Annotated in this window: 27 protein-coding genes and 1 tRNA gene; 18 read left to right on the top strand and 10 right to left on the bottom strand. The window is 73.7% G+C overall.

Annotation, left to right across the window (positions count from 1 at the left end; translation table 11 throughout):
• Positions 1 to 10 precede the first annotated feature (10 nt).
• Positions 11 to 685 (bottom strand): helix-turn-helix transcriptional regulator, encoded by a 675-nt coding sequence (locus tag ACZ6B1_RS29350; RefSeq protein ID WP_468783494.1) that lies wholly within the window; start codon positions 683 to 685, stop codon positions 11 to 13.
• Between the two features lie 556 nt (positions 686 to 1,241).
• Between ACZ6B1_RS29350 and ACZ6B1_RS29345 the strand changes: the two genes are divergently transcribed.
• On the top strand, positions 1,242 to 1,367 hold the full coding sequence (locus ACZ6B1_RS29345) for a hypothetical protein (RefSeq protein WP_468783230.1): 126 nt from the start codon (positions 1,242 to 1,244) through the stop codon (positions 1,365 to 1,367).
• Positions 1,368 to 1,393: 26 nt separating this feature from the next.
• Entirely contained in the window at positions 1,394 to 2,044 is a 651-nt protein-coding gene (locus ACZ6B1_RS29340; protein ID WP_468783229.1) for a CBS domain-containing protein, read from the top strand.
• A gap of 332 nt (positions 2,045 to 2,376) precedes the next feature.
• On the opposite strand, the gene ACZ6B1_RS29335 is transcribed toward ACZ6B1_RS29340, so the two are convergent.
• The 4 genes from ACZ6B1_RS29335 to ACZ6B1_RS29320 all read right to left on the bottom strand — a co-directional run bounded on the left by ACZ6B1_RS29335 (position 2,377) and on the right by ACZ6B1_RS29320 (position 4,684).
• Positions 2,377 to 2,571, bottom strand: a complete 195-nt coding sequence (locus tag ACZ6B1_RS29335; protein WP_468783227.1) for a BON domain-containing protein — start codon at positions 2,569 to 2,571, stop codon at positions 2,377 to 2,379.
• A 21-nt stretch (positions 2,572 to 2,592) separates the two neighbouring features.
• Positions 2,593 to 2,739: a hypothetical protein gene (locus ACZ6B1_RS29330; protein ID WP_468783225.1), complete on the bottom strand. Its 147-nt coding sequence runs from the start codon at positions 2,737 to 2,739 to the stop codon at positions 2,593 to 2,595.
• Positions 2,740 to 2,862: 123 nt separating this feature from the next.
• Positions 2,863 to 3,585, bottom strand: coding sequence for a helix-turn-helix domain-containing protein (locus tag ACZ6B1_RS29325; RefSeq protein WP_468783223.1), 723 nt, complete (start codon positions 3,583 to 3,585; stop codon positions 2,863 to 2,865).
• Positions 3,586 to 3,613: 28 nt separating this feature from the next.
• Positions 3,614 to 4,684, bottom strand: a complete 1,071-nt coding sequence (locus tag ACZ6B1_RS29320) for a zinc-dependent alcohol dehydrogenase family protein (RefSeq protein WP_468783492.1) — start codon at positions 4,682 to 4,684, stop codon at positions 3,614 to 3,616.
• Between the two features lie 326 nt (positions 4,685 to 5,010).
• Here ACZ6B1_RS29320 and ACZ6B1_RS29315 point away from each other — a divergent pair, with 326 nt between their 5' ends.
• Entirely contained in the window at positions 5,011 to 5,442 is a 432-nt protein-coding gene (locus ACZ6B1_RS29315) for an STAS domain-containing protein (RefSeq protein WP_468783222.1), read from the top strand.
• Positions 5,406 to 6,089, top strand: a complete 684-nt coding sequence (locus ACZ6B1_RS29310; protein WP_468783220.1) for a CBS domain-containing protein — start codon at positions 5,406 to 5,408, stop codon at positions 6,087 to 6,089. Before ACZ6B1_RS29315 ends, ACZ6B1_RS29310 begins: the two co-directional genes overlap by 37 nt.
• A 15-nt stretch (positions 6,090 to 6,104) precedes the next feature.
• On the opposite strand, the gene ACZ6B1_RS29305 is transcribed toward ACZ6B1_RS29310, so the two are convergent.
• On the bottom strand, positions 6,105 to 6,548 hold the full coding sequence (locus tag ACZ6B1_RS29305; protein WP_468783218.1) for a universal stress protein: 444 nt from the start codon (positions 6,546 to 6,548) through the stop codon (positions 6,105 to 6,107).
• Between the two features lie 95 nt (positions 6,549 to 6,643).
• The gene (locus ACZ6B1_RS29300) at positions 6,644 to 7,579 is read right to left on the bottom strand and encodes a LysR family transcriptional regulator (RefSeq protein WP_468783216.1); all 936 of its coding nucleotides are present in this window, start codon (positions 7,577 to 7,579) and stop codon (positions 6,644 to 6,646) included.
• 97 nt (positions 7,580 to 7,676) lie between these two features.
• Between ACZ6B1_RS29300 and mdlC the strand changes: the two genes are divergently transcribed.
• The 8 genes from mdlC (at position 7,677) to ACZ6B1_RS29260 (ending at position 18,350) form a co-directional block, all read left to right on the top strand.
• On the top strand, positions 7,677 to 9,257 hold the full coding sequence (gene mdlC, locus ACZ6B1_RS29295) for a benzoylformate decarboxylase (RefSeq protein ID WP_468783214.1): 1,581 nt from the start codon (positions 7,677 to 7,679) through the stop codon (positions 9,255 to 9,257).
• Positions 9,258 to 9,324: 67 nt separating this feature from the next.
• Positions 9,325 to 10,779: an aldehyde dehydrogenase family protein gene (locus ACZ6B1_RS29290; protein WP_468783212.1), complete on the top strand. Its 1,455-nt coding sequence runs from the start codon at positions 9,325 to 9,327 to the stop codon at positions 10,777 to 10,779.
• Between the two features lie 96 nt (positions 10,780 to 10,875).
• A complete protein-coding gene (locus ACZ6B1_RS29285; RefSeq protein WP_468783211.1) occupies positions 10,876 to 12,159 on the top strand; it encodes an MFS transporter in 1,284 nt (427 codons plus the stop codon).
• Between the two features lie 155 nt (positions 12,160 to 12,314).
• Positions 12,315 to 13,568: a PP2C family protein-serine/threonine phosphatase gene (locus ACZ6B1_RS29280; RefSeq protein ID WP_468783209.1), complete on the top strand. Its 1,254-nt coding sequence runs from the start codon at positions 12,315 to 12,317 to the stop codon at positions 13,566 to 13,568.
• Positions 13,569 to 13,851: 283 nt separating this feature from the next.
• Entirely contained in the window at positions 13,852 to 14,613 is a 762-nt protein-coding gene (locus ACZ6B1_RS29275; RefSeq protein WP_468783207.1) for a GNAT family N-acetyltransferase, read from the top strand.
• Positions 14,614 to 14,835: 222 nt separating this feature from the next.
• Positions 14,836 to 16,212: an MFS transporter gene (locus ACZ6B1_RS29270; protein ID WP_468783206.1), complete on the top strand. Its 1,377-nt coding sequence runs from the start codon at positions 14,836 to 14,838 to the stop codon at positions 16,210 to 16,212.
• Between the two features lie 72 nt (positions 16,213 to 16,284).
• The gene (locus ACZ6B1_RS29265; protein ID WP_468783204.1) at positions 16,285 to 16,986 is read left to right on the top strand and encodes a response regulator; all 702 of its coding nucleotides are present in this window, start codon (positions 16,285 to 16,287) and stop codon (positions 16,984 to 16,986) included.
• Positions 16,983 to 18,350: a sensor histidine kinase gene (locus ACZ6B1_RS29260; protein ID WP_468783203.1), complete on the top strand. Its 1,368-nt coding sequence runs from the start codon at positions 16,983 to 16,985 to the stop codon at positions 18,348 to 18,350. The genes ACZ6B1_RS29265 and ACZ6B1_RS29260 overlap by 4 nt, the downstream gene beginning before the upstream one ends.
• 29 nt (positions 18,351 to 18,379) lie before the next feature.
• Here ACZ6B1_RS29260 and ACZ6B1_RS29255 read toward each other — a convergent pair whose 3' ends face one another.
• On the bottom strand, positions 18,380 to 19,348 hold the full coding sequence (locus tag ACZ6B1_RS29255) for a TAXI family TRAP transporter solute-binding subunit (RefSeq protein ID WP_468783201.1): 969 nt from the start codon (positions 19,346 to 19,348) through the stop codon (positions 18,380 to 18,382).
• Positions 19,349 to 19,467: 119 nt separating this feature from the next.
• Between ACZ6B1_RS29255 and ACZ6B1_RS29250 the strand changes: the two genes are divergently transcribed.
• The 4 genes from ACZ6B1_RS29250 to ACZ6B1_RS29235 all read left to right on the top strand — a co-directional run bounded on the left by ACZ6B1_RS29250 (position 19,468) and on the right by ACZ6B1_RS29235 (position 22,673).
• Positions 19,468 to 20,238 (top strand): isoprenyl transferase, encoded by a 771-nt coding sequence (locus ACZ6B1_RS29250; RefSeq protein WP_468783199.1) that lies wholly within the window; start codon positions 19,468 to 19,470, stop codon positions 20,236 to 20,238.
• A gap of 377 nt (positions 20,239 to 20,615) precedes the next feature.
• Positions 20,616 to 21,377 (top strand): polysaccharide deacetylase family protein, encoded by a 762-nt coding sequence (locus tag ACZ6B1_RS29245; protein WP_468783197.1) that lies wholly within the window; start codon positions 20,616 to 20,618, stop codon positions 21,375 to 21,377.
• Between the two features lie 121 nt (positions 21,378 to 21,498).
• Positions 21,499 to 21,594: transfer RNA gene (locus tag ACZ6B1_RS29240), tRNA-OTHER, on the top strand.
• Between the two features lie 59 nt (positions 21,595 to 21,653).
• Positions 21,654 to 22,673 (top strand): phosphotransferase, encoded by a 1,020-nt coding sequence (locus ACZ6B1_RS29235; RefSeq protein ID WP_468783195.1) that lies wholly within the window; start codon positions 21,654 to 21,656, stop codon positions 22,671 to 22,673.
• Between the two features lie 24 nt (positions 22,674 to 22,697).
• Here the strand turns inward: ACZ6B1_RS29235 and ACZ6B1_RS29230 are convergent, their stop codons facing one another.
• Together ACZ6B1_RS29230 and bla are read right to left on the bottom strand one after the other, a co-directional pair.
• Positions 22,698 to 22,874 (bottom strand): hypothetical protein, encoded by a 177-nt coding sequence (locus ACZ6B1_RS29230; protein ID WP_468783193.1) that lies wholly within the window; start codon positions 22,872 to 22,874, stop codon positions 22,698 to 22,700.
• Between the two features lie 159 nt (positions 22,875 to 23,033).
• Entirely contained in the window at positions 23,034 to 23,954 is a 921-nt protein-coding gene (gene bla / locus ACZ6B1_RS29225; RefSeq protein ID WP_468783191.1) for a class A beta-lactamase, read from the bottom strand.
• 140 nt (positions 23,955 to 24,094) lie between these two features.
• Between bla and ACZ6B1_RS29220 the strand changes: the two genes are divergently transcribed.
• Positions 24,095 to 25,072 carry a LysR family transcriptional regulator gene (locus ACZ6B1_RS29220; RefSeq protein WP_468783190.1) on the top strand — a complete coding sequence of 326 codons (978 nt, stop codon included), beginning with the start codon at positions 24,095 to 24,097 and terminating at the stop codon, positions 25,070 to 25,072.
• Complete coding sequence (locus ACZ6B1_RS29215) at positions 25,069 to 26,004, top strand: serine hydrolase (protein WP_468783188.1); 936 nt, start codon at positions 25,069 to 25,071, stop codon at positions 26,002 to 26,004. Before ACZ6B1_RS29220 ends, ACZ6B1_RS29215 begins: the two co-directional genes overlap by 4 nt.
• The last annotated feature ends 38 nt before the right edge of the window (positions 26,005 to 26,042 follow it).

Here is a 26,042-nt window from a genome sequence, read left to right as displayed (position 1 = left end):
GGGCGGCCTCTCACCTGGTGTAGTTGTAGACGGTGGCGCGGGACACGCCGAGCAGGTCGGCGATGCTCCGGGCGGCGTCGCGCGAGTCGAAGTAGCCCTCGGCGTGCAGGTGCCGTACGAGCTCCTTCTTGGCGTCCCGGCTCAGCGAACGCGGTGTCCCGCCGCGCTCGGCGGCGAGCGCCTCGACCGCCCGGCGCAGTTCACGGGCGTTGCGGTCGCGCAGTGCCTCCAGCGGCTGTTCGCGGTGGTCGGTGTCGGTGGCGACGAGGTTGGCCAGGGCGAGCGTGACGGGTGAGAGGACGGAGACGTCGAGGTTCAGGCAGAGGGCGGCGATGTACTCGCCGGCGCCGTTCTTGATGCCGATCGAGGTGCTCTTCGCCGGGCGGCCGTCGGGGAAGCGGTTGGGGTAGTTCTGGACGACGCCGGGGTACTCCGGGTCGGCGATCCGGGCCAGGCCCAGCTCGGTCGCGGAGTCCCCGATCCGGCGGCCCGAGAGGTTGTTCTCGATCGCCCGGATGGCGTGCCGGGGGTCGCGCAGGTCGTGCAGGACCACTTCGCACAGGCCCGGGAACATGCGCCCGAGCGCGACGGCGATCTTCTCCGCCTCACCGATGAGATGGTCGTCCGCCTCGGCGGCCGCGGACGCCGCCGCAGCGGTGCGGCGGTCCGGCCCGGCGTTGTCCATGACGTGGCCCATCGCGATCCGTCCCGGAATCTGGACTGAACATCCAACTCTGGACAGAGAGGCTAACCCGGGACCCCACCGCCGTCCAGAGCCGGATCCGCCCGGCTCAGCGGGCGGGCAGGCGGAGCCCCAGCTCGGCCGCTGCCGACCGCAGCAGGGGGATCAGGGCAACCGGTCCGTACGGAGTGAGCTCGACGCGGGAGCTGGAGCTGCGTGGCGTCGGGGGACCGAGCAGGGGCTGGAGAGGCTGAGGTGACTGACGGGGACCGGCGGCCGGAGACTACTGGTGGACGGACGTTTCCCGTGGTGTGCTGGAGGTAGCGGGAAGGACTCCTTGGAGACGCGGAGAAGCGGCTGGCGGCCGTGCACCGCGCAATCAGGATCCACGAGAAGCGGATGGCGTCCTTCCCGCCCGTCATGCGTCCTTCCCGTCAACCGTCCCTCCCGGCCTGCGCGTCCGGGCCGAAGGGCCCCCGGTTCGGACCCGAGCGGCCCGTGGTGCCTAGGGCCCGGGGGGCCCACGCTGGCAGCAGACGCCATGAAGGGAGCCGGTGCCATGACCTCCGCCACCACCACCTTGAACGCGGCTCTGCCAGCCGAGCACCGCGAACGCCTGTTGCGGGCCGCCCGCGAGGTCTCGTTCGACCTCTACGCCCCCTACGGCAGCGGCGGCCTGGTGTGAGCACCCGGCCCGGCGAGGAGGACACCATGGCAGGCAGCCCGTACCGGGTGAGCGACGTGATGACGCGTGCCGTCGTCGCGGTGGGACGCAAGGCCCTGTTCAAGGACATCGTCGAGCGCATGGATCAGTGGAAGGTAGGCGCGCTGCCCGTGCTGGAGGGCGACGGCCGGGTGATCGGACTGGTCTCCGAGGCCGATCTGCTGCCCAAGGAGGAGTTCCGGGACAGCGATCCGGACCGGCGCACCCAGTTGCGCAGGCTGCCCGACCTGGCCAAGGCGGGGGCGGTGACGGCGGACGAGGTGATGAGCGCCCCGGCCGTCACCGTGCACGCCGACGCCACGCTCGCCGAGGCGGCACGGATCATGGTTCTGCGGCACGTCAAGCGGCTGCCCGTGGTGAACGCCGAGGGCGTGCTCGAAGGCGTCGTCAGCCGCTCGGACCTGCTCAAGGTGTTCCTGCGCCCGGACGACGACCTCGCCGACGAGATCCGGCGGGACGTCGTCGACGTCCTCTTCCCGGCCCCGGTCGAGCCCGTGCACATCACGGTCTCGGACGGCGTCGCCACCCTGACCGGCCGTGTCCCCGACGCGGCCCGCATCCCCCTGGCGGTCGGCATGGTCCGCGCCGTCGAGGGCGTGGTGGGCGTGGACTGCCACCTCACCTCCGCCGACGACTGACGCGCCCGCCCCGGGGCGAGGCATCCGAGGCGGTGAAGGCCGGACTCGGCTCCGCGGCGGCCGGCGGCCCCTGATTCCACGTGGGTGCGCGCCGGCCCGGCGCGCGGCGAGGTCCGAGTCGACCGTCCGGGCCGCCACCAGCCCCGCGACGGCCCCGCCGACCAGGACGAGGAGCCGGATGCCGAGCACGATCCAGGCCTCGAAAACGTCGCTGTGCCTGCGCAACGTGTTGCGGCGCCAACGCCACAGCCGGACGGGGGACTTGTTCACGCGGAGTGTCTTCGCCGGCATCGGGTGGCCTCCTCTCGGCTCCGCCTGCCGTCGGGCCGCCGTCAGGCGGGGGCCGTCCGGCGCGGCTCCGGGAGATCCGGACCGGCGTGCGGGTGGCGGCGCGGGCCGGTCAGGGCACAACGCACGTCGACGACGCCGGGGACCGACCGTGCCAGCAGTGTGGCGAGCGGCACGAGCACGACGTCGTGGACGCGCCCGGTGAGGGTGACCACCCCGTCGCGCACCTCGACCCGCACCGGCGCCTCCGCGGTGCCGAACTACCGCACGACGACCTCTCGGTTGACGTCCTCGGCGATGTCCTCGTCGGAGCGCAGGAACACCTTCAGCAGGTCGGAACGGCTGACGACGCCCTTGAGCGCCGGCCGCGCACGCCGAGGGACCTGTGGCCCCCCATCGGGGCCCATCGGCACTACGGACAGGGCACGGTATGGACGACAGTGGTCGCAGGAGCGGCACCGATCCCCCGCGGTGTCGCTCCGCCGTCGCGCGCCCGGCGAAACAGCGCGTGGTCCGGGCGCCGGGCCGCCTCACACGGTGATCCGGCGTCCGGTGATGGTGAAGGGATCGATGCGCACCCACACGCTCCGGGGACCCCCGGCCCAGGGCGTGCTGTACGCCCGCTCCGCCAGCCGGAGCTGCTCGTGCCGGTCCGTGACCGCCCGGGCGGGACCGCGCACCAGGACGCTCCAGCCCTGGCTGAACGCGTCGTCGATGCGGTCCACCTCGAACGCCACCTGGAGGCCCGCCGCCAGGGAGGGGGTCGCGCCGCGCGCGGTCCGGAAGACGATCGCGCCGTCCACGACGGTGTAGTTGACCGGCACGATCACCGGCCCCGACGCCGTGGGCACCGCGAGCCGCCCCACGCCGTGCATGGCGAGCAGGGTGCGGCACTCGCTGGGGCGCAGTTTGCTGAACTCCGCTGCGGGCCCGGCCCGTCCGGTGCCGGGAGGCAGGTCGACGCCGCCGCCGGTGAGTTCGGTGACGGTGGTCTCCAGCGCCTCGGCCAGATTCATCAGGGCACCGGTGCCCGGCGCGGCGCCGGGGTGCTCCTCCAGGTACCTGAGGTAGCTGGCCGCCATCCCGGCGCGGGTCGCCGCCTGCCGCCGGGTCAGGCCGAGCTGCAGCCGCCGGGCGGCCAGCCGTCGGCCGAGGTCGCCCAGCGCCGTACGGGTGTCCAGCTCCGTGGGCGTGTCCGTCACCGCTCCCGCCGAAGGGCCCGCCGTCGTCCTCGCCCTTGTCCTGCCGGTCATGGTCGTTCGCCTCCTTCCGGCATCCCCGTCAGGCCGCGGGGACGGCCAGTTCCGCGTGCTGCTCCCCGCCGAGTACCACCTTGAGCGCGCCGGTCTCCCCGGCCCGGGAAAAGATGTCGTACGCCTCCTCCATCTGCTGCAACGGGAAGGTGTGGGTGACCAGTTGCCCCGTCGGCAGCCGGCCGGCGGCGGCCATCCGCAACAGCATCGGGGTGGAGTAGGTGTCCACCAGACCGGTGGTGATGGTCACGTTCCTGATCCACAGGTCCTCGAGGTGCAGGGTCGCGGGCCGGCCGTGCACGCCGATGTTGGCGAGGTGCCCGCCGGGGCGCACCATGCGGGTACACAGCTCGAAGCTCTCGGGGACGCCGACCGCCTCGATGACCACGTCCGCGCCCAGCCCGTCCGTGAGGTCGGCCACCAGTTGCCGGGGGGCCTCGTGCACATCGGCCACCGCGTCGGCGCCGAGCCGCCTGGCCGCCTCGAGACGGGCCGGTGCCAGGTCGACGGCGATGATCCGCTCGGGTGAGAACAGGTGTGCCGTGATGATCGCCGCGAGTCCGATGGGGCCGGCGCCGACGACGGCGACGGTGTCACCGGGACGGACCCGCCCGTTGAGGACGCCGACCTCGTAGGAGGTCGGGAAGATGTCCGCCAGCAGTACGGCGTCCTCGCTGCGGACCGCGCCGGGCAGCGGGTGCACGGACAGGTCGGCGAAGGGCACGCGGACGTACTCGGCCTGGGTGCCGTCGATCAGGTGGCCGAGGATCCAGCCCCCGCCGCCGCGGCACTGGCCGTAGGAGCCGTCCCGGCAGTAACGGCACCGGCCGCAGGAGCTGATGCAGGAGATCAGCACCCGGTCGCCGGGCCGCACGGTGTTCACGTCGCCGCCGACCTCGACGACCTCGCCGACCGCCTCGTGGCCGAGCACCGTGCCGGGGCGCACCTCGGGCACGTCGCCCTTGAGGATGTGCAGATCCGTCCCGCAGATGGTCACGGCGCCGACCCGCACGATCGCGTCGGTCGGCTCCTTGATCGCCGGGTCCGGGACGTCCTGCCAGGAGGCCTGCCCGGGACCGTGGAAGACATAGCCCTTCATGACGCCCCTCACCTCTTCGGTCTGCCGCGGGACCAGGGCGTCCGGCAGGCGGGCGGGCGCCGGCCGGACTCCGGCGAGGTGCCGGAAGTGCCCCACATTCAGCTTGTGCGGTGTGCGGGCACCGCGCATGGGGCCGACCGGCCCTCACCACCGGCCGGAGGGCGCCCGTCCGGGCCTTTCGCCCCCGCCGGGCCCCGTCCCAGCCCCCCTGGAACGCCGTGCACGCGCCGCGCAGGCCGCGTTCCGCACCAGGCGGGCCCGGCCGGCCCTGGGATGGGGCCGACCGGCCCTTCCGCGCGCACCCCCGCAGGCGTTTGCCTCGTTGCATGGCCGAGTACCACACGATGCCCAGCACGGCCGCCGCGCTCCGCGAGGCCGACGGCGCGACCGTCGTGGCCCTGAACGGGGAGATAGACCTGCTGGCCGTGGACGCGCTGGCGGAACGGCTCGACACGCTCACCGCGGGCCCGCGCCCCGATCTGGTGCTCGACCTGCGGCCGGCCACCTTCATCGACTGCGCCGGGCTGGGCGTCCTGTGCCGGACCCGGAACCGGACCCTGGCCCGCCGGGGCCGGCTGCGGCTGGTCGCCGACGACAGCACGGGCTTCCTGCGCATGCTGCGCCTCGCGGGCCTGGGGGGTGTCTTCGAGGTGCACTCACGACTGCCCCAGCACCCGGCCCGCCGCCGAAGCCGAGTCCCGAGTCCCCCCTTGGAGTCCCCATGTACGGCACCCCGCACATCGTCAGCGACGTCATGACGCACACAGTCGCCGCCGTCGGCCGCCGGGCCCCGTTCAAGGAGATCGTGGAGATGATGCAGGACTGGCGGGTCAGCGCCCTGCCGGTGATCGAGGGTGAGGGCCGGGTCGTCGGCGTGGTCTCCGAGGCCGACCTGCTGCCCACGGAGGAACTGCGGGACGACCCCGCCGAGGAGTACACGCGGCTGCGCCGCCCCGCCGACCTGGCCAAGGCCGGCGCGCTCAGCGCCGGGGACCTGATGTCCTCGCCCGCCGTGACCGTACGGGCGGACGCCACCCTGGCGGAGGCCGCCCGGGTGATGGCGCGGGCCGCGGTGAAGCGGCTGCCGGTGGTCGACGAAGTCGGGCTGCTGCAGGGCGTGGTGAGCCGCGCCGACCTGCTCAAGGTCTTCCTGCGCGGGGACGAGGACATCGCCGAGCAGGTCCGGCGCGAGATCGTGTCCTACCTCTTCCCGCCGCCGACGTCGTCCCTGCGCGTGGTGGTCGAGGACGGGGTGGTGACGCTCGTCGGCAGGGTGCGCGACACCGCCCTGGTCCCCGTCGCCGCCCGTCTGGTCAGGGCTGTCGAGGGCGTGGTCGACGTGCGGTTCGATCTGCCGCCGGACGGCCTCGACGCGGCGGCCGGGCAGGGCGCCGCCGCCGAGTGACGGCCCCGGCCGGGTCTACTTCGGCTCGGGACGCACCAGCACGACCGGGCAGGTCGCGTGCTGCGTCACGTGCTGGCCGACGGAACCGAGCAGGGCCCGGGCGAAGCCTCCCCTGCCCCGGCTGCCGACGACCAGCGCCTCGGCTCCCTCGGCGGCCCGCAGCAGCACCTCGGCGGGATTGCCGTGCACCACATGGGTCCGCACCGAGCCGACCGCGTCCGCGCCGAGCACCTCGGTGAGTTCCTGCCGCATCCGATCCCGGGCCTCGTCCCGGTCGACGTCCATGTCCACCGCGGGCCCCGACCAGCCGTACAGGCCAGGCAGCTCCCACGCGGTCACGGCGTCCACGGTGGCGCCGACGAGGTCCGCGTAGCGTACGGCCCAGCGCAGCGCCGCGTACGAGGACGGCGAGCCGTCGACACCGACCACGACCTTCGGCCCGGAGACATTGCTGTCCACGTGTCCCACCTCTCTCGCGGCACGTGCGCCCGCCTGGTCCGTCCCCTCACCTCCACGGTGCGCGAGACGGCGCCGCACCGCCAGAAGAGAGCGCCCTACCGGATGGCGGTCGGCGGCAGTTGCGCGGGGCTGACCAGCTCGCCCAGAACCTCGGCCATGAAGTGGACCAGCCAGCGCTGCGAGGGGCTGCGGGAGGCCTCGTGCCGGGCGTAGAGCGCGATCTCGATCGGCTCGGTGTCGAACGGCAGACGGACCAGCCGCAGGCGGTGCGAGGCGGTGAAGACCTCGCCGACGTACTCGGGGACGATGGCGATCAGGTCGGTCCGCTCCAGCAGGTACGGCAGCACCGAGAAGCGGGTGGCGTCCACGGCCACGCGGTCCAGCAGCCCGTGCGTGGCCAGCAGGGACCGTGGGACGACGTGCCCGCTGGGCCCGTACACCGACGCGTGGTGCTCGGCGGCGAGTTCGGCCAGGGTGACGCAGGCGCCGCGGACGCGGGGGTGGTCGGCGGCGACCATGCCGACGTAGCGCTCGTGGAAGAGCGGGATTCTCACGGTGCGGTGGGACGTCAGCACCGGTGTGGCGACGAAGGCGTCGAGTTCGCCGCTGCGGAGCTGGCTCTCGGCGTCGTCCACGTCCAGGGAGCGGACGGCGAAGGACACCCGGGGCGCGCGCTCGCGCGCCGCCGTCACCAGGCGCGGCAGCAGGGTCACCTCGCCCAGGTCGGAGAAGGAGACGGTGAAGCGGCCCCCCATGGTCGCCGGGTCGAAGTCGTCGGACTGGCGGATCGCCCCGTCTATGTCGGCCAGGGCACGCTGCAGCGGCTCGTACAGGCGGCGGGCGCCGGCGGTGGGGGTGAGGCCGCGGCCGGTCCGGCGGAAGAGGTCGTCACCGAAGTGGCGGCGGAGCTTGCCCAGGCTGTAGCTGACCGTGGGCTGGGTGACGTGCAGGGTCTCGGCGGTCGCCGTGACGCTGCCGGTCTCGTAGAGCAGCACGAAGACCCGGGCGAGGTTGAGGTCGAAGCTGCTCATATCGACGGAGTCTATATCGGGGCCGGTCAACATCTATTGGTGACCATGTCGTGGGCTCCCTAGCGTGTGCTGCGTCACTTCCGAAGGGAAAACACCCGTGCCATCCGTGCGTCATGTCTCCCATGAGCTCCTGCGGCGTCAGGGGCTCACCACCGTCTTCGGCAATCCCGGCTCCAACGAGCTGCCCTTCCTCGCCGACCTGCCGGACGGGTTCCGCTACGTCCTCGGTCTGCACGAGGGGGCCGTGGTGGGCATGGCCGACGGCTACGCCCAGGCGACCGGCCGTCCCGTCCTGGTCAACCTGCACGCCGCGTCCGGATCCGGCAACGCCATGGGCGCGCTGACGAACGCGGTGGCCTCGCGCACCCCCCTGGTGGTCGTGGCCGGTCAGCAGGTGCGGCCGGCCATCGGGCCGGAGGCCAACCTCGCCAACGTCGACGCGCCCGCGCTGATGCGGCCGCTGGTCGGCTGGGCCGCCGAGCCGGCGTGCGCGCAGGACGTGCCGCGCGCGCTCGCCCAGGCGCTCTTCGAGGCCCGGTTGCAGCGCCGGCCCACCTACCTCTCCGTGCCGTACGACGACTGGGCGGCCGACGCGGGCGAGAACTCCCAGGCCGTGCTGGAGCGGCGGGTGGAGCTCGCGGGTGTGCCCGGCGCGGAGCAGGGGCGGCGGCTCGCCGGGCTGGTCGCCGCGGCGCGGCGGCCCGCGCTGGTGCTGGGCGGGGACATCGACTCGGCCGGGCTGTTCCACGACGCGGTGCGCCTCGCCGAGCGGCTGGGCGGTCCGGTGTGGGCGGCGCCGTCGCAGTTCCGGCTGCCCTTCCCCAACCGCCATCCGCTGTTCCGCGGTGTGCTGCCGGCCGGTATCGAACCGGTCTCCCGGGCGTTCGAGGGACACGATCTCGTGCTGGTGCTAGGCGCCCCGGTGTTCCGGTACCACGAGTATCTTCCCGGCCGGTACCTGCCGGAGGGCACCCGGCTGATCCAGGTGACCGAGGACGCCCCGGCCGCCGCGCGGGCGCCGATGGGCGAGGCGCTGGTGGCCGACCCGGCGGCGGTGATCGAGCTGCTGCTGAAGGAGCTGGACGCGCCCGCGGCGCCCACGGGATCGTTCCGGCCGGTGCCCGCGCCGGCGTCCGCCGAGGCACCGCGGCTGCACCCCGAGCAGGTCTTCGCCGCCCTGCGGGACGAGCAGCCGGGCGACACCGCCTATGTCGTGGAGTCGACCTCGACGAACTCCGCGTGGTGGCGCCAGATGGACCTGCGCGAGCCGGGCTCCTATTACTTCCCGGCGGCCGGCGGCCTCGGTTTCGGGCTGCCCGGCGCGGTCGGGGTCGCCATGGCCCAGCCCGGCCGGCCGGTCGTCGGCGTGATCGGGGACGGCTCGGCCAACTACGGCATCACCGCGCTGTGGACCGCCGCGCGGCACCGGGTTCCGCTCACCGTGGTGCTGCTGCGCAACGGGACGTACGGGGCGCTGCGCTGGTTCAGCGGTCTCCTCGGCGTGCCGGACGCGCCGGGCCTGGACATCCCGGGTCTGGACTTCACCCGTATCGCGGAGGGCTACGGGGTGCCCGCCCGGCACGTCGGCGGCGTGGACGAGCTGCGGGCCGTGCTGGCCGAGCGCCCGGACGGCCCCCGGCTCGTCCAGGTCGACACCGAGCTCACCACACCGTCCTGACCACCCTCCTGGCCCGCATCCCTCTCGAACCGACTCGCCCCCTCGACGGGTGGCGGAAGGGACACCGATGACACTCCTGGACAGCGCCGTCTGGGGCGAGAAGCTCTTCAGCGACGGCTGGCGGGACGCCTCCCTCGACCAGCCGGTGACCGAACCCGCGACCGGCGACCGGCTCGGCACCGTGGGCCTGGCCACGGCCGAGGACGTCGGCCGGTCCGCGGCCCGCGCGGCCGAAGCACAGCGGGCCTGGGCGGCGACCCCCGCGGCGGAACGGGCGGCCGTGCTGCGCCGCGCGGGCGAGCTGTTCACCGGGCACGCCACCGAGATCGAGGACTGGCTGGTGCGGGAGGCCGGCTCGGTGCGGTCCAAGGCGGCCTTCGAGGTGGGGCTCGCCCTGGGCGAGTGCTTCGAGTGCGCGGCGCTGCCGACGCATCCGCAGGGCGAGGTGCTGGCCTCGGAGGAGGCACGCTGGTCGTTCGCCCGGCGCCGCCCGGCCGGGGTCGTCAGCGTGATCGCGCCGTTCAACTTCCCGCTCATCCTCGGCCTGCGTTCGGTGGCGCCCGCGCTGGCGCTGGGCAACGCGGTCCTGCTGAAGCCGGACCCGCGCACCGCGGTCAGCGGTGGCGTCGTCATCGCCCGCGTCTTCGAGGAGGCCGGGCTGCCCCCCGGTCTGCTGCACCTGCTTCCGGGCGACGGTTCGGTCGGCCAGGCCGTCGTCGAGTCGCCCGAGGTGCGGGTCGTCTCCTTCACCGGATCCACCCCGGTCGGCCGGGCGATCGGCGAGCGTGCGGGCCGGCTGCTCAAACGGGCCCACCTCGAACTCGGCGGAAACAACGCCCTGGTGGTGCTGCCGGGCGCCGACGTCCGCAAGGCGGCCTCCGCCGGCGCGTTCGGCTCCTATCTGCACCAGGGGCAGATCTGCATGACCACCGGCCGCCACATCGTGCACGAGTCGCTGCTGGAGGAGTACTCGGCGGTGCTCGCCGAGAAGGCGGAGGCGCTGGCCGTGGGCGACCCGGCCCGGGAGGACGTGGCGCTGGGCCCGATCATCGACCGGCGGCAGCTCGAGCGGGTGCACGGCATCGTCACCGACAGCGTCGCGGCGGGCGCGAAGCTCGCCGCGGGCGGCGAGATAGTGGGTGCCGGATACCGCGCCACCGTGCTGACCGGCCTCACGCCCGGCATGCCTGCCTGGCGCGAGGAGATCTTCGGTCCCGTGGCGCCCGTCATCGGCTTCGCCACGCCTGAAGAGGCCGCGCGGATCGTCAACGACTGCGAGTACGGGCTGTCCGTCGGCATCCTCGGTGACGTCGGCACGGCGATGAGGCTCGCCGACCTGATCGACTCGGGCAAGATCCACATCAACGAGCAGACCGTCGCCGACGAGCCGCACGCCCCCTTCGGCGGGGTCAAGGCGTCCGGCACCGGGTCGCGGTTCGGCGGAGCCGCCGCCAACATCGAGGCCTTCACCGAGACCCAGTGGGTCACCGTCCGGCCGGACATCGCCGACTACCCGTTCTGATCCCCGCCTTCCCGTTCCGCCGGATCTCCGCGCAAGCGCTCCGGCTTCCGCTCACCCACCTCCGTCTCCCGTAGCCGCTCTGGGGGGAATGTCACCATGGCATCCGTCGTCTCTTCCGACGCGTCCGACGCGTCCAACACCACCGCGGGCACCGGCGCCGCCGGCCGCAACCTCTGGACGGTGGTCCTGTGCTGGATCACCGTCATGCTCGAGGGGTACGACCTCGTCGTCCTCGGCGCGATCATCCCGACCCTGATCAAGACCGAGCACCTCGGCATCACCGCCGGGGACGCCACCACGATCGCCACGCTCTCGCTGGTCGGCGTGGCCATCGGCGCGGTCCTGGTCGGTCCGCTCGCCGACCGGCTCGGGCGGCGCCTGCTGCTCATCGGGTCGGTGGTGCTGTTCTCCGTCTTCACCCTGCTGGTGCCGCTCGCCTCCTCCGTGGCGATGTTCGCCGTGCTGCGGCTGGTCGCCGGTGTCGGCCTCGGCGCCTGCATGCCGGTGTCGCTGACCATGATGGCCGAGCACATGCCCGCCCGGCGCCGGGCACGCGCCAGCACGCTGACGATGACCGGCTACCACACCGGTGCCGTGATCACCTCGCTGCTGGCCCTGCAGGTGACCGACAACTGGGAGGTGCTCTTCTACGTCCTCGGCGCGGCCGGGCTCGTCGTCGCGGTCGTCCAGTGGTTCCGGCTGCCGGAGTCGGAGGCGTTCGTGCGCGCCCGGGAGGCCACCGGGACCCGGCGCGTGCCGTTCACCGAGCTGCTCAAGCCGGCCCACCTGCGGGCGGGCATCGGCATCTGGGTCGCCTCCTTCATGGGCCTGCTGCTGGTCTACGGCCTCAACACCTGGCTGCCGAAGCTGATGAACGAGGCGGGTTATCCCGTCCCCACGGCCGTCACCCAGCTCCTGATCCTCAACGCCGGCGGTGTGGCCGGGCTGGTGCTGGGCGGCTTCGTCGCCGACCGGCGGGGCATCAAGCCGGTCACACTCGGCTGGTTCGCGGTCTCGGTGGTGATGCTGGCCTGCCTGAGCATCCGGATGGACAGCGACCTGCTGCTCGACACCGTGGTCTTCCTGACGGGTGTGTTCGTCTTCTCGGCGCAGGTGCTCGTCTACGCCTACGTGACCAACTTCTACCCGGCCGCCGTGCGCGGCACCGCCCTCGGCTCGGCCTCCGGCATCGGCCGCATCGGGTCGATCGTCGGCCCGTCGATCACCGGCGCCCTGGTCGCCTCCGGGGTCGGTCACCCGTGGGGGTTCTACTTCTTCGCCGCGGTGGCCGTCCTCGGCTTCCTGGCCGTGCTCACGCTGCCGGGCCGTGCCCACGCCGCCGGGCAGGCCGAGCTGGAGGCCGTCCAGCCCGCCGTCTGACGCGCCTCGGCGCACGCACACCCGCACGGCGAGGCCGCGGCGCGGGCCGGACACGGCCCGCGCCGCGGTCGTGTCCGGGCGCCGCTGGAGGAGCGGGACGCGTCCGGCTGGTGCAGCCTGGGTGTGCGGCCCACCAGTGGAACAGGGAGCGGAGGATGCCGGCGGAGGTCGATCACGCGGCGCTGTTCGCCGCCACCCCGAGCCCGTACCTCGTCCTGAGGCCGGACCTGGTGATCGTGGATGTCAACCGGGCGTATCTGGAGGCGACCGGGCGGACCCGCGACGACCTGATCGGGCAGCACGTCTTCCAGGCGTTCCCGGACAACCCGAACGACCCGGAGGCCGACGGGACGCGGAACCTCAACGCCTCCCTGCACCGCGTCCTGTCCACCCGCAAGCAGGACACGATGGCGCTGCAGAAGTACGACATCCCCGTCGTGCGCCGGCCCGGGGAGTTCGAGGAGCGCTGGTGGTCCCCGGTGAACACGCCCGTCATGGGGCCGGACGGGCAGGTGGCGTGGATCATCCACCGGGTCGAGGACGTGACCGCGTTCGTCAAGGCCCACCGGGCCGCCAACCCGGACGGGGTGCGGGTCGGCAAGCGCCTGCAGGCCGCCCAGGCGCTGGAGGCGGAGCTGTACGCCCGGGCGCGGGAGCTGCAGCGGCTGAACGAGGAGCTTCGGCAGGCCAACACCCGGGAACGGGAGGTCGCGGTCACGCTGCAGGAGGCCATGCTGTACGCGCCCGACCTGGCCCACCATCCGCACGACGTGGCGGTGCGCTACCTGCCCGCGATCGGCTCGCTGAACGTGTGCGGCGACTGGTACGACGTGGTCGACATCCCGCCGGATCAGCTCGCCCTCGCGGTCGGCGACGTCATCGGGCACGGCCTGGAGGCCGCCGCCGTGATGGGCATGCTGCGCAGCGCGCTGTCGGCGGCGATCCGGGCCCTGGAGCGGCCGGCGCAGGCCCTGGAGGTCCTGGGGCTGTACGCCCGCTCGATCGAGGGAGCCCTGGGCACGACGGCGGTCAAGGCGATCGTCGACCGGCGCAGCCATCTGATCACCTACAGCTGCGCCGGCCACCCGCCGCCGGTGCTGGCTCACCCGGACGGCCGCATGGAGCTGCTGGACCGGGCGACCGACCCGCCCCTGGGCGCACGGCCGATGCACGTGCCGCGGCCCCAGGCCAGCATCCAGTACTCGCCCGGCGACACCCTGGTGCTGTACACCGACGGGCTCATCGAACGCCGCAAGGAGGACATCGACGCCGGCCTCGACCGGCTGATGCGCGCGCTGGCGGAGTGCGGCGGCCTGGGCGCCGAGCGGCTCGCCGACACACTGCTGACCAAACTCGGTGTCGCCAGCGGCGGCCGCGACGACATCGCCCTGATCGTGGTCCGGCTCTGAGGGAACCCGAGCCAGAGGCAGGCGGGTCACGGCTTGTGCGGCCACCCCAACGTGTGGCAGCATCCGCCGAGTTGATCCAGCGGACTTCTGCACGACGAAGGACTGAAGCCATTGATCGCGGCGTCCCACAGCGGCCGCCGTCGGCACTGACACCGCGCGCCACCACGGCGGCGACCGGTGCCCTCGCGTCTCCTCACGGCGGCCCCACGCATGTCCCGTGTTCCCGGCCCCGGCCGGTCCCGCAGCCCTGCCGGCTGTCCTTCACCGTGAGGTCCACATCATCGTGCACGACAACGTGCAGAACTTCGCCGTCGCCCATCTGCTCCGCCGTCCGGCGCCGGTCGAAGCCGGAGGCTTCGTCGCGGGTTTCGATCCCGCGACGGACAGCCCGTACGTCAACTACGCGACCCCCTTCCCCGGTGCCGAACCGGCCGAACGGGACGTCACCGCACTGATCCGGGAGTTCCGCGAACGCGGTCTGCGGCCCCGTCTGGAGTTCGCCCCGGACGCCGCGCCCGCGGTCGAACCCGCGCTGCGCCGCGCGGGCTTCCGCACCGAGGCGGTCCACGAGTACCTGGTCTGCACCCCCGCGACCCTGGCGGTGCCGGCGGACGGCGGCGGGCCGGACGGGGGCCTCGCCGTCCTGGCGCCGCGCGCCGACGCGGACTACCGGGCGATCGACACCGCGCTGTCCGAGGCGTTCGCGGGCGAGTTCGGCCCCTCCGAGGCGGGCGCGGCCCGGCTGCGGCGCACCGAGGACCAGGGCGGCGCCGTCCGCTTCGTGCGCGCGCCCGACGGCACTTGCGCCGGCGGTGCCCTCTGCTCCGCGCCCGCCGAGGACACCGCGGAACTGGCCGGCGTCGGCACCCGGCCCGCGTACCGGGGGCGGGGCATCGCGGCCGCCGTCACCGCCGCCCTGGCCGGGGCCACGTTCAGCGGTGGCACGTCGTCCGTGTGGCTGGAGTACTCGGGCGAGAGCTCCCGCCGCGTGTACGAACGGGTCGGCTTCCGGCCCCGGGGCACGCGGCTGTACCTGACCCTGTGAACCCGGGGTCCCGCGGGGACCGGGCACCGCGGCTCGGTCCCCGCCGGGCGGCGGGCCCCCGGGTCCGGCCACGTGGGGCCGGTTTCTTAGCGGCGTGTTAGATCTGCGCGCCGGTGCTTGTCCGGGATGCCGGACGCCCTCATGCTCGGGCGCGTTCAGGTCCCGGGGGCACCCGCCCCGCTCCCCCCGGTCCCCACCGCAACTTCCCCACCTGGAGCCGCCATGTCATCCTCCGCCGCCGTGCCCGGAACGCCACCGGGCCACTCCCCCGGCAGCCGCCGCCTCGCCCTCGTCGGCGGGTCCCTGGGCAACCTCGTGGAGTGGTACGACTGGTTCGTCTACGCGAGCTTCGCGATCTACTTCGCCGACTCGTTCTTCCCCGGCGACAACCCGACCACCAAGCTGCTGAACACGGCCGGCATCTTCGCCGTCGGCTTCCTGATGCGCCCGGTCGGCGGGTGGATCCTCGGGCGGGCGGCGGACCGGCACGGCCGCAAGAGCGCGCTCACCCTCACCGTCACCCTGATGTCGGTGGCCGCGCTGCTCATCGCCCTCGCGCCCACCTACGGACGGGCGGGATACCTCGGCGCCGTGGTGCTGCTGCTGGCCCGGCTGCTGCAGGGCCTGAGCATCGGGGGCGAGTACGCCGCCAGCGCCACGTATCTGACCGAGGCGTCGGCCCGGAACCGGCGCGGCCTCGGTTCCTCGTTCCAGTACGTGTCGATGACCTGCGGTCAGCTCCTCGGTCTCGCCGTGCTGATCACGCTGCAGCACACGCTGACCACCGGTCAGCTGGAGAGCTGGGGCTGGCGGATCCCGTTCGTGCTCGGTGCGCTGTTCTCCGTGGTGGTGTACTGGCTGCGGCGGCGGCTGACGGAGACCGAGGCCTTCACCGAGGAGTCCGGCGCGGGCACGGGCCCGGACAGCGCGCGCGGCACGCTCGCCGCGCTGTGGCAGCACCGCCGCGAGGCCGCCCTCGTCATGGCGCTCACGCTGGGCGGCACGGTGGCGTACTACACGTACACCACGTATCTCACCAAGTACCTGATCGGCAGCGCCGGCATGGCCAAGTCGACGGCCACGCTGGTGAGTTTCACCGCGCTCGCCGCCTTCGCGCTGCTCCAGCCGCTCGCCGGGGCGCTGTCCGACCGGATCGGGCGCCGGCCGCTGCTGATCACCTTCGCGGTGGGCTGCACGGTGGGCACGTACCCCATCATGACCGCGCTCGGCTCGGCGTCCTCCTACTGGCCGGCGCTGGGACTCTCCCTGCTCGCCCTGGTCATCGTCACCGGTTACACCTCGATCAACGCGGCCGTGAAGGCGGAGCTGTTCCCCACCCGGGTGCGCGCCCTCGGTGTGGCGCTGCCGTACGCGATCGCCAACGCGCTGTTCGGCGGCACGGCCGAGTACGTGGCCCTGTGGTTCAAGGACGCCGGTCACGAGAAGCTGTTCTTCTGGTACGTGTCGGGCTGTGCGCTCGTCTCGCTGGTCACCTACGTCCTGATGCGGGACACCCGCGACGCCACCCTCAGCCGCGCCGAGGCGGCCACGGACGCGGACACCGGCCCCGACCCCGCCCGGGCGCGGGCCGTCCACTGACCGGGGTGGTGACCCGGTCCGCGCCGTCTGCGTAAGCTGCCGCCCAGGTCACCCCGGCACGAGGACGTTCCCATGCACGCGCTGCTCGTCGAGGACGACGACCGGATGGCCCAGGCGCTGGCCACGGCGCTCGCCCAGCGCGGGCACACCGTGCGCCGGGCCGCCCGGGCCCTGGACGCCCTGCGGCACGTCCACGAGGCCCAGTTCGTGCTGCTCGATCTCGGACTGCCCGACCTGGACGGGCTGGAGCTGCTGCGGCGGCTGCGCACGGTGTGCGACGCGCCGCTGATCGTGGTGACGGCCCGCTGCGAGGAACGCGACATCGTGCAGGGGCTGCGGGCCGGCGCCGACGACTACGTGGTCAAGCCGTTCCGGATGAACGAGCTGATGGCCCGGATCGACACCGTGCGCCGCCGCACCGGGGCGACGCCGTCCCGCGCCCGAACCGCGGGGCGTCCCGTGCGCGCCGGGGACGTGGAGATAGACGTCGCGGGCCGTACGGTCACCGTCGGGGGCGCGGAAGTGCGGCTCACCCGGCGGGAGTTCGACGTGCTCGCCGTCCTCGCGACGCGGCCCGACGAGGCGCACTCGCGGGAGGAGATCCTGGACCGGGTGTGGGGCGACGCCTTCCTCGCCGCCTCCCGGTCCCTGGACGTCCATGTGGCGGGCATCCGCGCGAAGACGGGCCGCGCCGGGCTGGTGCGCACCGTGCGGGGCTTCGGGTACCGGCTGGGGTCGCCGGACGGTACCGCGGCAGGGCCGGAGGGCCGGTGAGGCGCAGGCTGCTCGCCGTTCTGACGGTGCTCATGGGGGCCGCGACGCTGCTGCTGTCCGTGCCGCTGGCCGGCTCGTACGCGAGCGGGCGCACGGAGCACCTGCTGCTGCAACGGCGTTCCGACGCGGTACGGTTCGCCGATCTCGCCGACCGGGTGCGGACCGCGGCCGACCGCGCCGAGCTGTCCACCGAGATCCGCCGGTACGCCGGGCTGTACGGTGCCTCGGTGACCGTGGTGGATTCCGCGGGGCGGACCCTGGCGCGGGCGGGCGGGGGCGTCTCCGCGTCCTCGGCGGACGAGATCCTGGGCCGGGCGCTGACCGGCCGGTCCACCGAGCGGCTGCCCACCGTACGGCCCTGGGGCCCGGACCGGGTGGTGCTCGCCGAGCCGGTGGGGCGGGACGAGCGGGTCAGCGGGGCGGTGCTGCTGGCCGTGCCGACCACGGCCGCCCGGCGGGACGTGACCGTGCGCTGGGCGTTCATCGCCTGCGGGGCGCTCACCGCCTTCGCGGCCGCCGCGCTGGTCGCGGCCGGCATCACCCGGTGGTTGATGCGCCCGGTGCGTGATCTCGACCGGGCCGTTGCGGGTCTGGCCTCCGGAAGCCTGCAGACGCGGGCCGTCTCCGACACCGGCCCGCCCGAACTGCGCAGTCTGCGAAGGCACTTCAACGCGATGGTGGAGGCGGTCGCCGACTCCCTGGGGCGCCAGCGCGCCTTCGTCGCGGACGCCTCGCACCAGTTGCGCAACCCGCTGGCGACGCTGGTCCTGCGGCTGGAGAACGTCGAGCCGCATCTGGTGCCGGGTCCCGGCCGCGACGAGCACGCGCACGCCCTGGACGAGGCGGAGCGTCTGGAGGAACTCCTCGACGGACTGCTCGCGTTGGCGCGTGTGGAGTCCGGTGCGGTGCGGCGGACGGAGCAGGACGTGTCGCGTGCCGTGCGCGAGCGGGTGGCCGCGTGGCAGCCGGTCTTCGAGGCCTCGGGGCTCACGCTGAGTGCCGCTTGCGCACCGGAGGGGCCGCGGGCCCGGGCGGTGGCGGACGCGGTGGGCCGGATCCTGGACGCCGCGCTGGACAACGCGGTCAAGTTCGTCCCGTCCGGCGGGGCCGTAGTGGTGGCGGCCACGGTCGCGGGCGGCGAGGCCGTGGTGCGCGTCACCGACGACGGGCCGGGCGTGCCGGACGACCAGATTCCGTTGCTGACCCGGCGCTTCGCACGGGCTCCCGAGCACCAGAACGTGCCCGGCAGCGGCCTCGGACTGGCCATCGCCGACGAGATCGCCCGGCTCAGCGGCGGGCTGCTCGGTACTGCCCGGAACCATCCGCACGGCCTGGTGGTGGAGTTGCGGCTGCCGGCCGTCTGAGCCGGCGGGCGCGAGCCGCGGGTCGCGCGTCAGCCGTAGACCGACCGGTAGTAGGCCACCGCCCCCGGATGCAGGGGTACGTCACCCGTGGCGACGGCGAACCGGGGTTCGAGCCGGGCTCCCGCGGTCACCTCCCTCAGCAGCACCCGCCACCGGTCGAACACCACCCGGAGCACGTCCTCGGCTGCCTGCCGGGGCACGCGTGGGCGGGCCAGCAGGTAGTTGCCCACGCCGATGGTGGCGACCGGTGCGGTGAGGCCGTACACGCCGGCCGGGAGGGTGACGGTCGTGTAGACGGGGCCGTAGGCGTCGCGCAGGGTTCCGGCGGCGGACTCCAGCGGCAGGAAGCGCAGGGGCAGTTCACGGGCCAGAGCGGACAGGGCCGGGGTGGGGACACCGCCGGCCCAGACCAGGGCGTCGACCGTGCCCGTGCGCAGTGCCTCCAGCGAGGCGGCGAGCCCGAACCGCCGCTGGCGCACCGACCGTTCACCGGTCAGCCCCGCGACCCGCAGCAGCCGGCCGGCCAGCACCTGCCCGCCGGAACCCGCCGCCCCCGTGGCGACGGTACGCCCCGCCAGGTCCCGCACCGACCGCACGGGTCCGCCGGCCGGCACGACGAGGTGCGCGTAGTTGACGTAGACACGGGCGAGGGCGGTCACACCCGTCGGGCGCGCGAACGGCGCCCGGCCCCGGACGGCGTCCTCGGCGGCGTCGGCCATGGCGAGGCCGAGGTCGGCCGAACCGTCCGCGAGCATGCGCAGGTTGTCCACGCTCGCCGAGGTGCTGAGCGTGCTGATGCGCAACCGGGTCCCGCTGCGGGCCGCCTCGGCGGCGAGTGCCCGGCCGAAGGCGTGGTACGGACCGCCCGGCGCTCCCGTCGCGAGCCTGAGCCGCAGCCCGGGCCCGGAGTCGCCGGAGCAGCCGGCCACCGCGGCGGCGACCGGACCGAGGCCCGCGGCCCGCAGCAGGCCGCGGCGGCTCATCGCTCGACCGGTCACGCCCGCAGCGTAGCGGCATCCGGGAACGCGGACGACGGGGCTCCGCATGTCCCGACGGCGGACGTGGGACTATCGTTGCGCCCTCTAACACGGCTCGGAGAAAGGATGTCGGTGTGGCGATGAAGGCCTTGCGTGCGGCGTTGGAAGCGGTCTACGTACGGCGCCTGAACCGCAAGCTGGAGGGCCTGCCCCGGCCGCGGCACGTGGCGATCATGCTGGACGGCAACCGGCGCTGGGCCCGGGGCGCGGGACACAGCGACGTCCGCGAGGGCTACCGCGTCGGCGGTGCCAAGGTCACGGACTTCCTGCACTGGTGCACCGACGCCGGGATCAAGCACGTCACGCTGTGGATGCTGTCCGACGACAACCTGCACCGGCCGGCCGACGAACTCGGCCCGCTGCTCGCCATAATCGAGGAGACCGTCCAGCGGATCTGCGCTCCCGGGGAGCCCTGGGAGATCGAGATCATCGGCGCGCTCGACCTGCTGCCCGGGAACACCGCCCGCGTCCTGAAGGAGGCCGCCGCGGGCACCGCCGGCCGGGGCGGGCTCAAGGTCGACGTCGCCGTGGGCTACGGCGGCCGCCGGGAGATCGTCGACGCCGTCAGGACGGCCTTCGACAAGCACATCGGCGCCGGTGGCGATCCGCGGGACCTGGCGGCGGAGTTCGACCTGGAGCACATCAGCGACAACCTGTACTCGCCGGCCGGTCACGACACCGACTTCATCATCCGCACCTCGGGCGAACAGCGGCTGTCCGGCTTCCTGCTGTGGCAGTCGGCCTACGCGGAGGTGCACTTCGTCGACGTCCTGTGGCCCGCCTTCCGTCAGATCGACCTGCTGCGCGCCCTGCGTTCGTACGCCGCCCGGGACCGCCGCTACGGCCGCTGAGGGCATCGCGGCCGCCCAGGACCGGTGTTCGCGCCGGCTTCGAGGCCTGCCGGCCGGTGCCGGGCCGCCGCTTCGGTGAGCTCTGGCCGGCCGCGACGACGCTCGTGTGCGGTCTCGCCGGCCCCCGCATGAAGACCGAGACCGAGGTGTACGCGCGCCGCCCGTCCACGGTCCGACGGAGTCACGGGGTCCGAGTGCGGGCCGAGCCGAGCGGGGCGACCGGGGTGGTGGACGGCCGTTCCCGCCGCGGGGTTTTCTTCGTTGTCCCGGAAGCACCCCGGAATTGTCCTTGATCGGTAACAGCGGGATCCCCGGGCGGTTCCCGCCCGTCCTGTCAGGTGCACGGGGACACCAACACGGCAGGAACGGGGCGGGACATGGCACGGCACGGCGGGCGGGGATGGTACGGCCGGGTGGTCGCGGCGGCGGTCGGGGTGACGGCCGTGGCCGCCGCGACGTCGGTGTGGACCGCGCAGGCGGGCCCCGCGGGCGGGAACCAGGCCGCGGCGAAGCCCGCCGCACCGAAGGTGGCCCCCGTGTCCGCCGGCATCGTCCACGCCTCCGACGGCGGTGACCACGCGGTCAACATCACCATCGACGACGGCCCGGACCCGACCTGGACCCCGCAGGTGCTCCAGGTGCTGCGGGACAACGGCGTGAAGGCGACCTTCTGCATGGTCGGGCCCCAGGCCGAGGCCCACCCGGACCTGGTGAAGCAGGTCGTGGCGGCCGGACACCGGCTGTGCGACCACTCGGTGTCGCACGACACCACCATGGACAAGAAGCCGCGGTCCTACCAGTCGGATCAGATCCTCACCGCCGAACGCCAGATCACCAAGGCGTCCGGCGGTGTGCGCCCGATGTACTACCGTGCCCCCGGCGGTGCCTTCACCCCCTACAGCCGGCAACTCGCGGCCTCCCACGGCATGCGGCCGCTCGGCTGGAACGTCGACTCCAAGGACTTCGAGCGGCCCGGCACCGAGGCCATCGTCGCCACCGTCCAGCGGGAACTGCCCAACGGCCCCACCCTGCTCTTCCACGACGCCGGCGGTGACCGCTCGCAGACGGTGGCGGCCCTGCGGACCGTGCTGCCCTGGCTGAAGCAGCAGGGCTACTCCTTCGGTTTCCCGGTGCGCTGAGACGCCGGCCACGACCGTGCTGCGCGGTACCGACCGGGCGTCAGCTGAGCGTCAGGCCGCGGTCAGGGGGGCCTGGCAACGTAGTGCGTGTGAACGGCACGGGAGACCGGGCCGGGAACAGGGAGAGGTGCCCGGAGTGGTTGATCGGGGACCATGAGCTCGTCTCGGGGTCGGGCCCCTCAAAGGGTCCACGCAGGTTCGAATCCTGCCCTCTCCGCCGCCCCACGGTACGGGAAACCACTGGCCACATGGCATGCGCCGTGCTGGGATGGCCGGATGCGAGATGTTGCGTCACTGACCGTGGACCGGGGCGCCTACCCGGACGCGGTGACCCCCTGGGAGCAGGAGAGCTGGCGGTCCGCGGCCCTCGGCTGGCTGGAGGACGGGCTCACCGCCCACGGGTTGCGGGTGTCCGGCGGTCTGCGGGTACGCCTGCGGCCGTGGTCCGTGCTGGTGCGGGTGCCCGTCGCGGGCCGGGAGACGGTCGCGGGCCGGGAGACCGTCTGGTTCAAGGCGAATCCGCCGGCCAGTGGCTTCGAGGGCGCGCTCACCGCCGCGCTCGCCCACTGGGTGCCGCGGCACGTCCTGGCGCCACTGGCGATCGACGCCGACCGCGGCTGGTCGCTGCTGCCCGACGGGGGCGCGCTCTTCCGGGACGTACTCGACCGGCAGCACGTCGGGCCGGAGGCCTGGGAGGACCTGCTGCGCCAGTACGCGAGCATGCAGGGCGCGCTGATCCCGCACACGCTGGAACTCGAACGGCTGGGCGTGCCGAACGCCCGCACCGCTGAACTGACCCGCGTCTTCGACGAGTTGGTCGCCGACAGCCAGGCGCTGGGGCCGGACGAACGCGCCCGGCTGGCGGAACTGGGCCCCCGGCTGGCGGACTGGTGCGCCGAGCTCGCGGCCCTGGGCGTGCCCGACTCGCTCGACCATGTGGATCTGCACGACGGCCAGTTGTTCAACCCGGAGCCGGGCCGGTTCACCTTCTTCGACTGGGGCGACGCGGCCGTCTCCCACCCGTTCTGCAGCCTTCGGGTCCCGGTCCGCAAGGCGTGCGAACGGTACGGGCCGGGCGTACTGCCGCGGCTGCGCGACGCCTACCTGGAGCCGTGGACGGGAGCCGGCCGCACGACGGCGGAACTCCGGCGCGCGGCACGTCTCGCCTGGCGGCTGAGCGCCCTGGGGCGGTCCCGGGCCTGGGGCGGTCTGTTCCCGTCCGCGACCGAGACCTCTCCCCTGACCGCCGAGAGCGCCCGCTCCCTGCTGGAACTCGCCGAGGAGCCCCCGCTGTAGCCCGGACGCCGGGCGGTGGGTGGGTCAGGCCTCGGCGGCCTGGTGGCCCGAGGTACGCAGCAGTTCCCTGCGGGCGTTGTTGCAGATCCGCAGCAGGTGCTTGGACACCGCGCAGGGCACGGTGTCGGCATGGCACTGGCGGCAGGTCCGCATGTGGTGCTCGTACGTGAGGCGCGCGTGCTCGAAGGCTTCAGAGGACATGGACTTCTCCGGGCGGAGCACGTCCGCCGGACGTGCAAAGTTGACTGACTGGTATAACCACGGAGAAGATCATCACGTTACTTGCGGTAGTGGAAAATCGCCGTCGGCGTGCCGGAGCGGGACGCCGGTGAACGGCGTCCCGCGGCGGGACGGCCGGCCCTACTCGCCGGGCGCGAGGGCCTCGGCCAGGATGGCTGCCGCGTCGCGGATCAGCCGGTTGTCGACGGGCGCGTCCTTGGTGTCCTTCGTGGTCAGCACGGTGAGCAGCAGGGGGGTCCCCCGGGTCGTCCAGGCGACGCCGATGTCGTTCGCGGTCGCGTAGTCGCCGGTGCCCGTCTTGTCGGCGAGGACCCAGTCCTGCGGCAGGCCGGCGCCGAACCGCTCGCCGCTGGTGGTGTTGCCCTTCAGCCAGGTGATGAGCCGCTCGCGGTCGGCGCGGGCCAGGGCCCGCCCGAGGGTCAGCCGCTGCAAGCTGCCGCCGAGGGCTTCCGGCGTGGTGGTGTCCCGCGGGTCGCCTGGGACGGCGGTGTTCAGGTCGGTCTCCCAGCGGTCGAGCCTGCTCACCCGGTCGCCGAGCGACCGGAAGAACCGGGTGAGCCCCTCCGGACCGCCGATCTGACGCAGCAGCAGGTTCCCCGCCGTGTTGTCGCTGTACTGGATCGCGGCGGCACACAGGTCGCCCACCGTCATCCCCGTGGCCAGGTGGTCCTCGGACTGCTGGGAGTTGGCGAGGATGTCGCGCGGCGGATAGTGGATCACCTTGCCCAGCGGTGCGCAGTCACCGTGGTCGCGCAGCACGGCCGCGGCGGCGAACGCCTTGAACGTGGAGCACATCGCGAACGGCTCCCCGGCCCGGTACGCCACGGTCCGGCCGGTACGGGCGTTCCGGGCGTGGACACCGAGCCGCGCGCCGTACCGCTGCTCCAGTTCGCCGAATCGGTCCCCGAGTTCCTCCGGTCGGGCGTCCGGAGCCGCCGAAGCGGGAGTGGAGGTCAGGGCGGGGGCCACCGCGGCGGCGGCGACGAGGGCGGTACCGGCCTTGAACAGGCGGCGGCGCGGCATCGGGCTGGCACTGGTCATGTGCGGAGTTCTCCCTGGTCGTCAGTGATCGGGCGCCGGCTTGGTGGATCTTCGTCGACCCGGACAGCGAAACAGCAGGACTCCACTCATGTCCAAGAGTGAACTTTGAAGGTCCCATACCGAATTGATATGACAGCTGGATGGATCTGCTCGCACACCTCGAGGCCTATGTCGCCACCGTGGACGAGACGAGCTTCTCGCGTGCGGCCGACCGGCTCGGGATCGCCCAGCCTCTCCTCAGCCGTCGCATCAAGACGCTGGAGGCCCACTTCGGCGGACTGCTGTTCGACCGTTCCCGGCGGCAGGTCGCGACAACGGAGCTGGGCATGATGCTGCTCCCCTACGCTCAGGACGTACTGGACCGGGCCCACCGGCTCGAACAGGTCGCCCGGTCCGCCCAGCGGGCCCAGACACGTGCCGTCGGAGTGCCCGCCGACCGTGCGCCGGCGGCGCTGGCACGGGTCATCCGCGCCGGGGCGGAACACGGCATCACGCTCGGGGTGCGCGAACTGCCGCCCCACGAGCGGGCAGGCGGACTGGCGGACGGATCGCTCGCGTACGCGCTGCTGCGTGTCCCGCCCGAGCACGCCGCGTACCGGGTGCCGCTGGGCCTGGCCGGCGCACCGCCCTTCGGCGCTGACCGTCCGTCGCGCGCCGGCCGGGGACGTCCCGTCCACCTGGAGGACCTGCGGCCGCGCCGCGGTGCCGTCACCGGGGAACGGACCGACCCCCTGCCGATCCTGACCCTGTCGGAGGACGAAGTGCCCTATGCGCGGGACAGACTGGGCCGCGCGGCGGCCCGCTCCGGGCTGCCCGAGCGGCTGGTGCGGCCGGCCGGACCGGCGGCCACGGCGCTCGCCGAGACGCTGGCCGGCCGGTCGACGCTGCTGTGCGACGAGCCCTTCGCACGGCGGCACGGGGCCCGCTGGGCGCCGCTGGCCGACACCTCGCTACACCGGGGGTACGACGTGCGGGGCACACCGCGTCAGCGCGGTGGCGACGTGCCGGAGTGGCTGTCCGCGGTACTGGCGGCGGCGGCCGGTGCGGAGACCGCCGTACGCACTGCTGAACGGCCGGAGTCCGCGGACACCACGTCGCGGCTGGCGGCACGCGGATGACCGGGGACACGGCGTACCGTCCGGCGCAGTTCTGCGGTGACGGCCCCCTGCTGGACGTCGCCGAGGAGATCGCCCGGGACTGGGCGGCGCTCGGCGTCCGCGGCTCGTTCCTCGCCCGTGACATCGACACCGGCGACCAGCTCGGCTTCGACACCGAGGAGCCCGTTCCCCTCGCGTCCGTGGTGAAGGTGCCGTTCGCGCTGGTCGTGCTGGACCTGATCGCCGCGGGCGACCTGGACCCGGCCCGGCCGGTGACGGTGGACCCGGCCACCAGCAGTGTCGGTCCCACCGGCGTCGCGGCGTTCCGCCACCCGGTCACGGTGGCCGTCGGCGATCTGCTCCTGCTCATGCTCTCGGTGAGTGACAACGCCGCCGCCGACGCGCTCTTCGACCTGGTGCCGGTGGCCGACGTCGACGCCCGGCTGCGTGCCTGGGACTGCACCGGCATCCGGGTACGGCACCGGATGAACCACATGTACGAGTGCGCCGCCGGGGCCGCGGGCAACGACTTCTCCCTCGCCCTCGAACTGGCCGTCCGCGACGAGCGTGCGGGCCGGCACACCATCGAGACGCTCGATCCCGCGCACGCCAACCTCGGCACCGCCTCGGCGCTGGTCGGCCTGCTGGGGCGGGTGTGGCGCGACGAGGTGGCCCATCCCCGGGCCACGGCCGAACTGAGGCGGCTGATGGGCCATCAGGTCTTCACCCAGCGCCTGGCGAGCGAACTGCGCGCCGACAGCCTGCGGCTGAGCGGCAAGACGGGCACCTTCCTGCATCTGCGGCACGAGATCGGCGTGGTCGAGGCGGACTCCGGGGCGCGGGTGGCCGTGGCCGCGCTCACCCGGGCGGACCGGCGGGCGGCGCAGGCGCCGGACATCGACCTGGCGATCGGCATCGGCGCGCGCCAGGCCTTCGAGGCGCTGCGCGGGTGAGACGCGGACGGGCGAGACGCGGACGAGGCGCGACGCGG

Source organism: Streptomyces sp. NPDC041129 (genome assembly GCF_055592265.1).
The sequence above is the reverse complement of the archived record's forward strand: the minus strand, read 5'-3'. Positions and strand labels throughout refer to the sequence as shown.

Excerpts from the sequence above, each read along its gene's own strand:
- ACZ6B1_RS29345 (WP_468783230.1), top strand. The coding sequence starts at position 1,242 with ATGACCTCCGCCACCACCACCTTGAACGCGGCTCTGCCAGCCGAGCAC.
- ACZ6B1_RS29300 (WP_468783216.1), bottom strand. The coding sequence starts at position 7,579 with ATGAGCAGCTTCGACCTCAACCTCGCCCGGGTCTTCGTGCTGCTCTAC.
- ACZ6B1_RS29250 (WP_468783199.1), top strand. The coding sequence starts at position 19,468 with ATGAAGGCCTTGCGTGCGGCGTTGGAAGCGGTCTACGTACGGCGCCTG.
- ACZ6B1_RS29220 (WP_468783190.1), top strand. The coding sequence starts at position 24,095 with ATGGATCTGCTCGCACACCTCGAGGCCTATGTCGCCACCGTGGACGAG.
- ACZ6B1_RS29265 (WP_468783204.1), top strand. The coding sequence starts at position 16,285 with ATGCACGCGCTGCTCGTCGAGGACGACGACCGGATGGCCCAGGCGCTG.
- ACZ6B1_RS29330 (WP_468783225.1), bottom strand. The coding sequence starts at position 2,739 with ATGGGCCCCGATGGGGGGCCACAGGTCCCTCGGCGTGCGCGGCCGGCG.
- ACZ6B1_RS29270 (WP_468783206.1), top strand. The coding sequence starts at position 14,836 with ATGTCATCCTCCGCCGCCGTGCCCGGAACGCCACCGGGCCACTCCCCC.
- ACZ6B1_RS29235 (WP_468783195.1), top strand. The coding sequence starts at position 21,654 with ATGCGAGATGTTGCGTCACTGACCGTGGACCGGGGCGCCTACCCGGAC.
- ACZ6B1_RS29340 (WP_468783229.1), top strand. The coding sequence starts at position 1,394 with ATGGCAGGCAGCCCGTACCGGGTGAGCGACGTGATGACGCGTGCCGTC.
- ACZ6B1_RS29310 (WP_468783220.1), top strand. The coding sequence starts at position 5,406 with ATGTACGGCACCCCGCACATCGTCAGCGACGTCATGACGCACACAGTC.
- ACZ6B1_RS29245 (WP_468783197.1), top strand. The coding sequence starts at position 20,616 with ATGGCACGGCACGGCGGGCGGGGATGGTACGGCCGGGTGGTCGCGGCG.
- ACZ6B1_RS29320 (WP_468783492.1), bottom strand. The coding sequence starts at position 4,684 with ATGAAGGGCTATGTCTTCCACGGTCCCGGGCAGGCCTCCTGGCAGGAC.
- ACZ6B1_RS29285 (WP_468783211.1), top strand. The coding sequence starts at position 10,876 with ATGGCATCCGTCGTCTCTTCCGACGCGTCCGACGCGTCCAACACCACC.
- ACZ6B1_RS29280 (WP_468783209.1), top strand. The coding sequence starts at position 12,315 with ATGCCGGCGGAGGTCGATCACGCGGCGCTGTTCGCCGCCACCCCGAGC.
- bla (WP_468783191.1), bottom strand. The coding sequence starts at position 23,954 with ATGACCAGTGCCAGCCCGATGCCGCGCCGCCGCCTGTTCAAGGCCGGT.
- ACZ6B1_RS29290 (WP_468783212.1), top strand. The coding sequence starts at position 9,325 with ATGACACTCCTGGACAGCGCCGTCTGGGGCGAGAAGCTCTTCAGCGAC.
- ACZ6B1_RS29315 (WP_468783222.1), top strand. The coding sequence starts at position 5,011 with ATGGCCGAGTACCACACGATGCCCAGCACGGCCGCCGCGCTCCGCGAG.
- ACZ6B1_RS29325 (WP_468783223.1), bottom strand. The coding sequence starts at position 3,585 with ATGACCGGCAGGACAAGGGCGAGGACGACGGCGGGCCCTTCGGCGGGA.
- ACZ6B1_RS29350 (WP_468783494.1), bottom strand. The coding sequence starts at position 685 with ATGGACAACGCCGGGCCGGACCGCCGCACCGCTGCGGCGGCGTCCGCG.
- ACZ6B1_RS29230 (WP_468783193.1), bottom strand. The coding sequence starts at position 22,874 with ATGTCCTCTGAAGCCTTCGAGCACGCGCGCCTCACGTACGAGCACCAC.
- ACZ6B1_RS29215 (WP_468783188.1), top strand. The coding sequence starts at position 25,069 with ATGACCGGGGACACGGCGTACCGTCCGGCGCAGTTCTGCGGTGACGGC.